The following is a 13,202-nucleotide window of genomic DNA, read 5'->3' as shown; positions in this document are numbered from 1 at the left end:
TGAGATTAATTTAATTTCCCTAATGGGGTGAGTCGTGAATACCGGTCGCTTAAATCCGAATAAAATTCAGCGCAAGATGGGTTCAGAGTTACTTATTAACGTAACCCCATCAGAGGCCCGTGTCGCTTTGGTTGAGCACGGCGTGCTGCAAGAAGTCCATATTGAACGCCGCATGAAGCGTGGCCTTGTGGGCAATATTTACAAAGGTAAAATCAGCCGTGTGTTGCCCGGTATGCAAGCCGCCTTCGTGGATATTGGTTTAGATAAAGCGGCCTTTTTACATGCCTCCGACATAGTGCCGCACACCGAATGTGTCGCCGATGTCGAGAAAGGCCATTTTGTGGTCCGTGATATCGCAGAGCTGGTGCGCCAAGGGCAAGATATTATGGTGCAAGTGGTGAAAGACCCGCTCGGCACTAAAGGTGCACGCCTGACCACGGACATTACTCTGCCTTCCCGTTATTTGGTGTTTATGCCGGGCTCCAGCCATATAGGGGTGTCCCAGCGGATTGAGCAGGAAGAAGAGCGCAGTCGTCTCAAAAAAATCACTCTGCCTTTCGTCGATGAAGACGGCGGCTTTATTATCCGCACCGCCGCCGAGGGCGTAGGTGAGGATGAGCTCGCGCAGGACGCCGCTTTTTTGCGTCGAGTCTGGTCTAAAGTCTCGGAGCGTCGTCAGCGCCGTGGTGTTGCGTTACTCTATCAAGATCTCGCTTTGCCTGTACGGATTGTGCGTGACTTTGTTGGGACGGAATTAGATCGCATTCAAGTCGATTCGCGGCGCACTTTTGCCGAGCTGCAAGCCTTCGCTCAAGAGTTTATGCCGGAAATCGCCGACAAGATTGAGCACTATTCTGGCCCAGCGCCGATTTTCGATCTCTACGATGTTGAGAATGAAATCCAACGCGCCCTTGGACGCAAGGTAGAGCTCAAATCGGGTGGCTATCTGATTATCGATCAGACCGAAGCCATGACCACGGTCGATATCAACACAGGTGCCTTTGTTGGCCACCGCAATCTTGAAGAAACCATCTTTAACACTAACCTCGAAGCTACCCAAGCCATCGCGCGGCAACTTAGGCTACGTAATCTCGGTGGCATCATCATTATCGACTTTATCGATATGCTGAGTGACGAGCATAAAACCCGTGTACTCAATAGCTTAAACAGTGCGTTAGCCAAGGACAGGGTTAAAACCAATGTCAGTGCTTTCTCTGGGTTAGGATTAGTGGAAATGACCCGCAAACGCACCCGAGAGAGTTTAGAGCATGTGCTGTGCGGCGAGTGCCCTGCGTGTAAGGGGACGGGGAGTATGAAAACAGTCGAAACAGTCTCTTATGAAATATTCCGTGAAATTATCCGTTTGAATAGAGCCTATGATGCTGATGAGTTTTTGCTGTACTGCTCGCCTGCTGTGTATAACAGCTTAAGTGGCGATGAAAGTCATCTAGTCGCTGAGCTTGAGGTCTATATCGGTAAACGTATTCGTCTGCAAAATGAGCCTATGTATTCCCAGCATAAATACGACGTGGTGATGATGTAGTGGCAACGCTTTTTACTGCTAAAAAACTAAGCCGTTTTTGCTGGCAACTATTGGCGCTGATCTTAGTCTTGTTTGCCTTGACGGTAAGCTTGATCCGAGGACTATTGCCTCAGGTCGATGAGGTTCGCCAGCAGTTAGTTGAGTATGTAAAAAGCGAATATCAGATCAATATTCAGGTGGGTGAGTTATCTGCCCAGTGGCAGGCCTTTGGCCCCGCGGTAACCATTGATGACCTAGTGATCCCTCCGCAGGAAAAATTACCCGTCACAGTGTTAGTGAAGCAAGTCCAAATCAAGTTGGATTTTTGGCAGTCTTTGCTGACCACCAGTCCGCGCATCGAAGATGTGAATTTTGAAGGTGTTCATATCGCCCTCGATATGGATAAATTGTCTGGCAGAACAACGGGCCGAGTCTCTGGACAATCCACGCAAACCGATTGGTTGTATATATTACTACTCAAGCAGCTCGAACGATTTTCGCTGGAGGATGCTTCGGTGCAGCTGCTGAGCTTGCACAATGAGTATCGACCCATTCATATTCGCCACCTCAATTGGCGTAATAGCGGCATGCAACATCGCGGTGCAGGGGAAATTTACCTCGATAACAATGCCATGGTAAAGGAATCCCTCAGCCTACAGCTTGATATTACTGGTGATGCGACTGCGCCCGATACGCTGAAGGGACAAATCTATTTGGCGGCTCAGTCACTCGATTTAGGCGAATGGGCATCGCGCCAACCTAATCCCTATGACCCAAGCAAAAAGCTGCCCCTAGAGGGCATAGTGAATCTTAAGGCATGGTTTGATGTAGCCCATCGTAGTATACGTTCTGGTCTGGTGCAGTTTGAACCCAGTTGGTTGCAGTGGTCGATGCAAGGACAGCCACAAAAGTTTGAGATCCAATCCGGTAGTATCCGTTGGGAGCCCAAGGCGACAGGATGGGAGATCAGTAGCGCTGATTTAGATTTTGTCACTAATGGTGAGCATTGGCCTGAACTAAAATTAGCGGCGAAACAACAAGATGATGCTTTATATGCCTATGTGAGCCGTGTAGATTTACCGACCTTGTTTCCATTGTTGCCGCTTTTCCCCGGTGTCGATTTAGCCGTACTTAAGCAATGGTTCCATCTCGCGCCCGAGGGCAGTGTTGGGCCTATTCGCCTCTATCAAGCTGCCGATCAACCTTTGCTAGCAAGTACTAGCGTCACGCAATTACACTGGCAGAAAGTGGAGGGGATACCCAATACCCAGCCCTTAGATCTTAAGTTGCAATGGCAGGATGAAACGCTCGTTTTTTCGCTTCCCGAGCAAACTTATACCCTCGATTTTGGCGATGAATTTTCTGCTCCCTTAGTGCTCCAAGGCGCTGAATTAACCGGTGCATTTGATACTAAGCGTGCGACGTTATCTATGCCCCATGTTCAGCTTGCAAACGATGACATTGGCCTCTCTGCCGCCCTAAAACTGGATTTTAGCACCGCAGCCAGTATGTCCCTTGCTGCTAATGTTGCAGTCAAAAATGCTGCTAATGCAGATAAATACTTTCCTATCAAAGCTATGGGGGAGTCTTTGGCCGAGTATCTTGATGGCGCGATAAAAGCGGGACAGAGTCAAAATGCGCAAGTACTGTGGCAGGGTGCGTTATCGAGCTTCCCCTTTGAGGATAATAGTGGCGTGTTCCAAGCGGCATTTACCTTAAACAATGCCGAATACCAATTCCAACCTGATTGGCCTGCAGTCACAGATCTTTCCCTTGATGCGTTATTTGAAAATGCCCGTATGGATATCTGGGTCAACCAAGGCAAACTGATGAATGTGGTGGCCGATGGTGCCCATGTGTTTATTCCTGAACTGGGTGAGCGTTCCCTGTTAAAAATTCAGGCAGACCTCGTCACCGACGGCAGTGCGGCGACGAAAGTGTTACAGGCATCTCCCCTTGCAGATACGGTGGGCGAGACCTTAAAAGTTGTGCAGGTTCAGGGCGCGGTAGCGGGTAACTTAGACATCAGTATCCCCTTGTACGAGGGAGAGGCCGAGGATATTCGTGGTCAAATTGTATTTGATAATACGCCAGTTTTTATTGCCCAGCCTGGGTTACAACTGAAAGCCGTTACGGGCACAGTGCAGTTTGCCAATGAAGTCGTTGAAGGACAAGGTATTAAGTCACGCCTATTTGAGCAGCCCTTGGAGTTTAGCTTTGCAACTAAGCCCGAAGGTAAAGATTTCACGCTGAATTTAGATATGAAAAGTCGTTGGGATCTCAGTCGCTTACCTCAAGAACTCCATAATCCACTGAGTGGTTTTTACCAAGGTAAGGTTGCGTGGGGCGGCAATTTGAGCATGGTATTCGATGAGCAAGGCTATCAAATTCAAGCCAATTTAGGCTCAGATCTGGTCGGTGCAACCTTAAAATTACCTGGTGTTTTTGCAAAGCCGACTGATGAGCCTAGACCCTTAATGGCCGAGTTTTCCGGCGATCAGCAAGCCGCAATCCTTAGGGTCAAACTCGATAAACAGGCTGAGTTTATTGGCGGTTTTGAGGCTGAAAAAGGCACTCAATTTAGCTATTTTGATCTGCTATTAGGGCGACTCTTTGAGGCTACCGAGGTGCCCAATACCGAGCTTGGACACATTAATATCGATGTAACCAGTGGTAAGTTAGCCCATTGGCTACCCGTGATTAATGCCTTTATCGGTACTGATAACAAGCCCGTCCGTACTGGTATTTTGGTAGAAAAGGCAAATCATTCCGCTCTGTTCCCTGCCGTTGTTGGGATAGACGCCAATATCGGCAAATTTGATTTACTGGGACAGGGACTGACAGATTTAAGACTGAGCGCCAACCCTAACGACAATGGCTGGCGTTTCGATGCTAAAGCCAGTGAATTTGAAGGAACTATTGATTTTTATCCTAATTGGATGACACAGGGTCTGAAAGTGGCCGCCAGCAAGTTTTATTTTTCGCCTGAAGTGAAGTCCGAAGGTGAAGCCGATTTTGCGGCGGATCAGGTGCTGACAAACTTGCCACCCGTTGCGGTGAATGTGGACGATTTTCGCTTTTTCGATAAGTCATTTGGCAAGTTAGTGGTGCAAGCGAGTCCACAAGCCTCTGGCTACCGTATCCAGACACTGTCTTTGACGACGCCTGAAGTTTCCCTGCAGGGTAACGGTATTTGGCAACAGCAGAATGGTCAAAACCAAACCGAGTTATCCGTCAGCTTAAATGCTAGCCAATTTCACCACTTGAGTGACCAGCTTGGGATAAATCCGGGTGTAGACGAAGCACCATTAAAAGTGAATGCCGATCTTGCTTGGCAAGGTGCACCCTATGCATTTTCCCTCGAAACCTTGAACGGTAAGGTCAAATTTGAGTTAGGCAAGGGCCATTTATCCCAAGTGAGTGATAAGGGCGCGCGGATTTTCTCGCTGTTTAGTCTCGATTCATTAGTTCGTAAATTATCCTTAGATTTCAGTGATGTGTTTGGGCAAGGGATGTACTTCAACTCCTTTACTGGCAATCTGCAAATTGATAATGGTGTGGTGAAAACGACAGACACTGAAATGGATGCGATTGCGGGCAATATGAAGGTGCGCGGCTATACGGATCTCACGACTGAAAGCTTAAACTACGATATCCGCTTTGTACCGCAATTAGCCTCCAGTGTACCGACTGTGGTGCTGCTGAGCACCAGTGCCTGGACGCTCGGACTCGGCGCTTTTGCCTTAACCAAAGTACTTGAACCTGTGATTGAGGTGATTTCTGAAATCCGTTTCCGCGTGAAAGGCACTATGTCTGAGCCTGTGGTTGAGGAGCTTGAGCGTAAGAGTAAAGAGATTGAAATCCCCGAGTCGATTTTGCCTATGGTTGGCGGCGAGTTACCTGCTACAGCTGAGGGCGATAAGCCTAAGGCGGATGGCGCAGCGGTAAATAAAACTATACCAGCACCTCAGACTGAATCTGAAGCAAAAACTGAGCAAAATAAAGTCGGATCTAAGGAAAAGATTGAACAGCCAGCGACAGATATTCGTAAACCCAATGCTGAACCAGTGAGTTCCAAAGCTGCCCTGCCGATAAAACAAATTCAAGGAGAGAGTCATGCGCATCAGCTTGTTGCAATGTCAGAGCAGTCGCGACGTCAGTGCGAACCTGTTGTTTATCGAATCGCAGCTTGAGGAATTAACTCAGGAGCGGCAGCAGTGGGGCGATAATTCCCCTCATTTGGTGGTGTTACCCGAATGCAGTTTATTGTTTGGTGGCCATGAGAGCCAGCAACTTGCCTATGCGGGCGATAGTCATCACAGCCAGTTAAAATCAGCGTTAAGTGCTTTAGCTACGCGCTATCGGGTGTTTATGGTGGCAGGGACGATTCCTGCGCTAGCGGAGGGTGGTCGTGTCTATAGCCGTTGTTATCTGTTTGATGATAAAGGTGATACCTTAGGGCATTACGATAAACTGCATTTATTTGATGTTGATGTTGCCGATGGCACCAAACAATACCGCGAGAGCGAAACCTTTTGCCCCGGCGATCATATCAGTGTTATCGATACACCTTTTGGCAAAATTGGCCTATCCATCTGTTATGATTTACGCTTTCCTGACTTATTTCGGGCAATGCGTCTCGCTGGAGCCGAGATTATTACCGTTCCTTCGGCCTTTACTAAGGTCACCGGAGAAGCCCACTGGCAAGTGTTATTGCAGGCCAGAGCCATTGAGACTCAATGTTTTATCGTAGCCGCTGCCCAGTGGGGAGCCCATAACCAAGGTAGCCGTGAAACTTGGGGGCAAAGCATGGTGATTGGCCCTTGGGGCAACATCATTGCCGAGCGGAAAACAGGAACGGGTTGGGTACATGCCGATATCGATTTAACCGAGGTGAATAGCATCCGCAGCAAAATGCCCGTAATGCAACATAATCGGTTTAATGTACCGATGATTAAACGCTAAGCGTTTAATCCTGAATGCGTTAAACACTGAACAAAAGCCATAGATAAATAGACTCACAACGAATTTAGATAATTTTAAAAATGAGTGAGTTGCGAATTTCAGCCAAGCAAGATCGCTTAAGCGAATAGAGAGAACCTCGATGCCTTTTTTAGCACAAGTAGAGCAAAGTTTATTAAAGGGTGGCTTAGCCCTAGATGGTTTACAACAGTATTTAAACAGCATACACCAACATAAAGTCGATTTTTCTGACCTCTATTTCCAAGGTAGCCGCCATGAATCTTGGGTGCTCGAAGATGGCATTATTAAAGATGGTAGCTTCCACATTGAGCGTGGTGTGGGTGTGCGCGCCATTAGTGGCGAGAAAACCGGTTTTGCCTATGCCGATGATATTACGCCTGCTGCATTAACGGCTGCGGTTGAAGCTGCCCGTGGCATTGCTAGTGCGGGTGAGCAAACTCAAGTGCAAGCCTTTAAACGTCAAAAAGCATTGGCGTTATACGACAGCTTAGATCCGATTGCGGCGATGGAAGAAGTCAAAAAAATCAACCTGCTGAAAGAAGCCGATGCGTTTATTCGCAGTCTAGATAGCCGGATTATTCAAGTGGTGGTCAGTCTTGCGGGCGTGCATGAAGAAATACTGGTTGCCGCCAGCGATGGTACGTTAGCCGCGGACATTCGTCCCTTAGTGCGCTTTAACTGCAGTGTGATTTTAGAAGAAAACGGTAAACGTGAACGTGGTGGCGCTGGTGGTGGTGGTCGTCACGATTACAGCGTGTTAATGGTCAATGATGACACTGGTTTGCCGATGTGCTTTGCTTTCGCCCGCGAAGCGGTGCGTCAAGCGCAGGTCAACCTGAATGCCATCGATGCTCCAGCAGGGGAAATGACCGTGGTGTTAGGCAATGGCTGGCCGGGGGTGTTACTCCATGAGGCGGTTGGTCATGGACTTGAAGGTGACTTTAACCGTAAGGGCAGCAGTGCCTTTAGTGGCATGGTTGGTCAGCAAGTGGCGTCGAAACTCGTGACTGTGGTGGACGATGGCACGCTTGCGAATCGTCGTGGCTCACTGAGCATCGATGATGAAGGGGTACAAACCCAGAGAACCGTGTTAATTGAAGACGGTATTCTCAAAGGTTACCTACAAGATAAATTAAATGCGCGCCTGATGGGCGTTGCACCAACGGGTAATGGTCGCCGCGAATCCTATGCGCATCTGCCGATGCCGCGAATGACCAATACCTATATGACATCGGGTGAGTCCGAACCGAGCGACATCATCAAGTCGGTGAAGAAGGGCATTTACGCGCCTAACTTCGGCGGTGGTCAGGTCGATATCACCTCTGGCAAGTTTGTGTTCTCAGCCTCCGAAGCCTATTTGATCGAAAATGGTGAAGTGACTCAAGCGATTAAGGGTGCGACCCTGATTGGTAATGGTCCTGAGGCCATGAGCCAGATTTCCATGGTGGGTAACGACATGGCGCTAGATAAGGGTGTCGGCGTATGTGGTAAGGATGGCCAAAGCGTGCCTGTGGGTGTGGGTCAACCGACCCTTAAGCTCGACAAACTAACCGTAGGCGGTACTGCATAAAAGCGAGAACCTAGAGCCTAGAATCTAGAAACCTCGAACTTACCCAACACTTCCAGTGGTGGGTTCTGGCTGCCTTTCACTATGGATGTTATCATTTGCAAAGGAAATTAGAGTAACTACTCTAGAGGTGTTAATGAAACTATCACGTATGGCATGGCTGGGTTTATGGTGTTTGCCCTCGCTCGCCCCGTTAGCGACCTATGCCCAGCCCAGTAGTTTTACTGAGGCTTGGCAGCAAGTCCTTAAGGTGAGCGATAAACTTCAGGCCCAATCCCAAGAGGTGAATCGCGCCAAGGGAGAGCAAGAGGCGGGCGAAAGTTTAAATCTGCCGTCCCTCAGTCTGAATGGCAGTTATACCCACCTTGAAAAACCGATTGAATTAGATTTAAGGGATCTCAATCCCTTAGCTTCACTTGATCCTGCGACCTTGCCACCCGCCCTCGGCGGCGCCTTGGCGAGTATTCCGGGATCATTATTTGTTACGCCTTTTACCGAGCAAGATATTTTCCGCGCCAGCTTACAGGCGATGTGGCCTATCTATACTGGTGGGCAGATCACCGCAGCCCAAGGCATTCATGCCGCCATGGTGGCCGAGAAACAACAGGAATTACAGTTAGCTAGCCGCGACTTATTCACTCAGTTGGTTGATAGGTACTATGCCGTTGATGTGACTCAGTCTTTAGTTAATACCCAAACTGAGCTGGTGGCCTCCTTAACTAAGCACGTTGACCATGCGCTAGCCCTTGAACGTGAAGGACAAATTGCTAAAGTCGAGCGCCTCAATGCCCAAGTCGCCTTAGATAATGCTAAGGTCAATTTAGGTAGCGCCCGCCGTCAACATGAAATGGCCGTTATCGCCCTATCACGTATGTTACAGCAGAGTGATGTCAGTACTAACTCGCCGCTATTTGTGCTGCCACAGGCGCCGTCATTGGGGGACTTGACCCAAATGACCTTAAATCAACATCCGGCGCTTAAACTGCTTGAGGCTAAAGAGGCGCAAGCCAATGGTTTGGTTTCCTTGGAGAAAGGTAAATATCATCCCACGGTTTTTCTCTTTGGTAATTACACCCTATACGAAGATGACAGCTTGTTTTCTAAGGTCGAGCCGGACTGGATGGTCGGCGTTGGAGTAAAAGTGCCCTTGCTGAGCCGCGATGGCCGCAGTGGTAAAGTCGAAGCGGCTAAGAGCGCTTTGCTGCAAGCCCGTTACACTAAGGCGCAAACACGCCAAGACTTAAGTTTGCTGCTCGATCAAAGTTATCGCCAGCTGTTGCAGGCCGAGGAAGAGGTCAACTCACTCAATACCTCACTTGAATTGGCGAGTGAAAACTTACGCCTAAGGGAAATCGCCTTTAATCAAGGGCTTTCAACCTCTATTGACAGAGTGGATGCCGAATTAAAACTGAGCGCAGTTAAAACTCAGCAACTCGGTGCCCGTTATCGTTATGTGCAAGCCTATGCCAGATTAATGGCCATCAGTGGTCAATTAGATGAATTTATCGGTCGCAGTGCCACAGGCATTCAATCGCAGGAGACTATCAATGCGCGCTAACAGAATTCTTGCTCTAACGGCGTTGGTCGCATTAGGCCTTATTTTAGCCTATGGGCTCAAATTGGCTTATAGCCCAAAGCCGAGTGTGCTGCAGGGGCAGATTGAAGCCCGCGAATATAACGTTTCCTCTAAGGTGCCTGGGCGGGTCGAGCAAGTGCTTGTGCGCCGTGGCGATAGTGTCAACGAAGGTGATTTACTGTTTGCTATCCACAGCCCAGAGCTAGATGCCAAGCTCATGCAGGCCGAAGGTGGCCGTGATGCCGCCAAAGCCTTGCAACAAGAGGCAAATAATGGTGCCCGCAGCCAAGAAGTGATGGCAGCTAAGGAGCAATGGCTCAAGGCGCAAGCGGCAGCAACGCTGGCAAAAACCACTTATACCCGAGTCGAAAACTTATTTGCTGAAGGAGTCGCTGCGCGGCAAAAACGCGATGAAGCTTTTACCCAGTGGCAAGCGGCTAAGTACACAGAACAAGCGGCGTTAGCCATGTATCAAATGGCTGAAGAAGGCGCGCGGGTAGAAACCAAAGCCGCTGCGGCGGGGAATGCGCGTATGGCTGAAGGCGCGGTGAAAGAAGTCAGTGCCATTATGGCCGATAGCCAAATGCGTGCGCCTAAATCTGGGGAAATTAGCGAAGTATTATTGCAAGCAGGTGAACTGGCGCCGAGCGGCTTCCCTGTGGTGAGTCTGATTGATATGCAGGACGCTTGGGCGGTATTCCAAGTACGTGAAGACCAGCTAAAGCGTTTTAAAAAGGGCGATAAACTGCAATTAACCCTGCCAGCGCTAGATAAAACGCTAGAGTTTACTGTATCCCATATCAGTGTGATGGGTGACTTTGCGACTTGGCGTTCAACCGAAAGTGGCCATGATTTTGATATGCGCACCTTTGAGGTGGAACTGCGCCCAACGGCGCCCATTGCGGATCTGCGCGTCGGTATGTCCGTGTTGCTCAATGGTGAGTAACGATTGTGGCCCAGTTACCGAACGAGCCCACGCGTTTGAGCGAGCCTAAGTCTTTGAATGAGGCTCAGAATGCGGTGCATCCTGCATCCTCTGGCTTTATGGCGTTGCTCATGGCATTGGTGCGCCGCGAGCTTAGGGCATTGTGGCGCGATCCTTGGCAACTGGCTTTAATCAGTTATATTCCGCTGCTGGGCATATTGTGTCTGTGGTGGTTATTTAGTGCGGGTTTACCGCGGCAGTTGCCCGTGGCGATTGTTGACCTAGACCATAGCCAACTTAGCCGGATGTTGACCCGTCAACTCAAAGCCAACCCTGTGACAGATCCCCAGAGTTTTACCGATCTCTCTTCGGCCATTACCGCGATGCAGCAGGCGCAGGTCTATGCGGTGGTAGTTTTCCCCTATGATATGAAAAAGGATCTACTCACCGGTCATACACCCACTATCGATGTGCGCTATAACAGCCAATTTTTGCTGGTGGGAAAACTGCTGTCAAGCCAGATTCAGATGAGTTTAGGAGATGGACTGTTACAAGTTGCAGGGCTAAAGCAACTGATGACGGGCACGCCAAAATCCCAAGTGGCGGTGAATTTGAGCCCAGTCAAAAGCCAAACCACGGCACTGTTTAATCGCAATAATAACTACATTGGCTTTTTAGTGCCGCCCGTATTGGTCGCGCTGTGGCAGTTGTTATCTATGTTGGTGATCGCTAACAGCTTAAATCGCGAGTTGCACCTTAATGCCGCTCAGTCAGTGGGTGGGATATCCAATCGGTTAACCGAGCATTTTTGGCCTAAGGTGTTGGCTAAGATCCTGTTGTTTACGCCTATCTTGATGTTACAGGGTGGGTTTATCCTCACATGGCTGTATCAGTATTTAGCCTTGCCTTTGGCGGGCAGCTTAGCCCTACTGCTCTTTGCCCAGTTGATCATGTTGCTGGCGGTATGGAGTTTGGTGTTACTGGTGTTTGTGCTGATGCGTGATAGCGCGCGGGTCATCAGTTTTTGTACGGCGTTATTTGCGCCTGCCTTTGCCTTTATGGGGATCACTTTCCCTACCCACGAAATGCCACAACTCGCCCAGTGGTGGCGACTTGTTATGCCATCAAGCCATTATATTGAGTCCCACGTGAGCGTGGTCAGTTATGGTGCTGCTTGGCCAACGGTGGCACAGCAATTGAGTAGCTATTGGGGATTTATTTGCCTATTCCCCGTGATTTATGCCTTGGCGAACAAACTTCTGCCGATGACGGTCAATGCTAACTCTGAGGCGGCTGCAAACGCCGATGCGTCTCTGCCACTGAAGGGGCAATAACATGAATTTATGGCAGTTAGTGCTCACTGAATTAAAGGCGATTGTTAGCGATAAGGCGATCGCTGTAACACTATTTGGCGGTGTGCTATTTTATTCGGTGCTTTATCCTTTGCCCTATTTGCACCAAGTCCCCACTGAGCAGCAACTGATCGTGGTGGATTTAGACCATTCCTCCTTAAGTCGTCAGTTGATTCGCCACGCCGATGCGAGTGCAAAAATCCAAGTAATAGGCCAAGTCGGCTCAATCACCGAGGCGAAGCGCTTTATCGAAACGGGTAAGGCTCACGGTTTATTGGTGATCCCTGAAGGATTTCGCCGCGATTTGCTGCTCGGTAAGGGCGTGACCTTAAGTTACGGTGGCGATGCCAGTTACTTTTTGATCTACTCCGCTGTGGCTGAAGGTCTTGTCAGTGCGGGGATGGATGCGGGTAAGCAAATACAATGGATTGGTATGTTAGCCCAAGGGAAAAATCCTAAAGAGGCCGAGCAGAACCTGAACTCGCTGCACTTAAACAGCATGCCCGCCTTTAACCCAAGCCTAGGCTATACGCCCTATGTGGTGCCGGGGTTATTTTTACTGATCCTGCATCAAACGCTGCTGATCGGCACTGGCATTTTAGGTGCTGGCCAGTGGCGCCATCAGGGCTATTGGCAGCAGGTGTCGCCGCTGCAATTGGTTTGCGGTCGAATTTTAGCGTTTATGTTGATTTATCTCCTGTTTACCAGCTTTTATGTGGGCTATTGCTACCACTGGTATAATGTGAGTATTCAAGCGAATTTTGGCCTTGTCGCACTGTGGTTATTACCGTTTTTACTGGCGACTGCGGCGGCCGGAGTCGCGATGAGCACCTTGTTTACCCGCCGCGATTTGCCGACTCAAGTATTGCTATTAATTTCAATGCCGATCCTGTTTGTCTCTGGTTTTGTCTGGCCAATTGCCTTAATCCCTGAGCCTTTGGTGCTGGGCTCGCAGATGATTCCTGCCGTTCCGGCCATTATGGGGATGTTAGAACTCAATCAAATGGGCGCTAGCTGGGCGAGTGTATTACCAAAGTGGTTACAGCTTTGGGTCTTGTTTGCGGTGTTTTTTGGCTTAGCCCTCTTAGGTATTCACCGCCGAGCGCGGGCTTGGGTTTAGCTTGTGAACTTGTGGCGAGAGTGTGCTTAGGAAGATTTTTAAGGGCTTAATTTCACTTTTGTATTGAATTGGTTGTGAAATGAATCCAAAGATTTGCCCTTTGGCATCACAAGATGCCGCAGGGCTTGTTGTCAAAGTAATATGACCGCAACGCTAG

General features: G+C 49.2%; 8 protein-coding genes. All 8 read left to right on the top strand.

Going from position 1 to position 13,202, the window contains the following annotated elements; all coding sequences use genetic code 11:
* Nucleotides 1–76 precede the first annotated feature (76 nt).
* A complete protein-coding gene (gene rng, locus SO_RS18980) occupies nucleotides 77–1,543 on the top strand; it encodes a ribonuclease G (RefSeq protein WP_164925918.1) in 1,467 nt (488 codons plus the stop codon).
* On the top strand, nucleotides 1,543–5,715 hold the full coding sequence (locus tag SO_RS18975) for a YhdP family protein (protein ID WP_011073797.1): 4,173 nt from the start codon (nucleotides 1,543–1,545) through the stop codon (nucleotides 5,713–5,715). Before rng ends, SO_RS18975 begins: the two co-directional genes overlap by 1 nt.
* A complete protein-coding gene (locus SO_RS18970; RefSeq protein WP_011073796.1) occupies nucleotides 5,639–6,487 on the top strand; it encodes a carbon-nitrogen hydrolase family protein in 849 nt (282 codons plus the stop codon). The genes SO_RS18975 and SO_RS18970 overlap by 77 nt, the downstream gene beginning before the upstream one ends.
* A 139-nt stretch (nucleotides 6,488–6,626) precedes the next feature.
* Complete coding sequence (gene tldD, locus SO_RS18965; RefSeq protein WP_011073795.1) at nucleotides 6,627–8,075, top strand: metalloprotease TldD; 1,449 nt, start codon at nucleotides 6,627–6,629, stop codon at nucleotides 8,073–8,075.
* Between the two features lie 133 nt (nucleotides 8,076–8,208).
* Nucleotides 8,209–9,630 (top strand): TolC family protein, encoded by a 1,422-nt coding sequence (locus tag SO_RS18960; protein ID WP_011073794.1) that lies wholly within the window; start codon nucleotides 8,209–8,211, stop codon nucleotides 9,628–9,630.
* On the top strand, nucleotides 9,620–10,594 hold the full coding sequence (locus SO_RS18955) for an HlyD family secretion protein (protein ID WP_011073793.1): 975 nt from the start codon (nucleotides 9,620–9,622) through the stop codon (nucleotides 10,592–10,594). Before SO_RS18960 ends, SO_RS18955 begins: the two co-directional genes overlap by 11 nt.
* A 98-nt stretch (nucleotides 10,595–10,692) precedes the next feature.
* Nucleotides 10,693–11,907: an ABC transporter permease gene (locus SO_RS18950; RefSeq protein WP_164925917.1), complete on the top strand. Its 1,215-nt coding sequence runs from the start codon at nucleotides 10,693–10,695 to the stop codon at nucleotides 11,905–11,907.
* Between the two features lies 1 nt (nucleotide 11,908).
* Nucleotides 11,909–13,045 carry an ABC transporter permease gene (locus SO_RS18945; protein WP_011073791.1) on the top strand — a complete coding sequence of 379 codons (1,137 nt, stop codon included), beginning with the start codon at nucleotides 11,909–11,911 and terminating at the stop codon, nucleotides 13,043–13,045.
* The last annotated feature ends 157 nt before the right edge of the window (nucleotides 13,046–13,202 follow it).

Source organism: Shewanella oneidensis MR-1, assembly GCF_000146165.2.
Taxonomy (GTDB): domain Bacteria; phylum Pseudomonadota; class Gammaproteobacteria; order Enterobacterales; family Shewanellaceae; genus Shewanella; species Shewanella oneidensis.
This window is presented reverse-complemented; position numbering and strand designations above follow the sequence as displayed.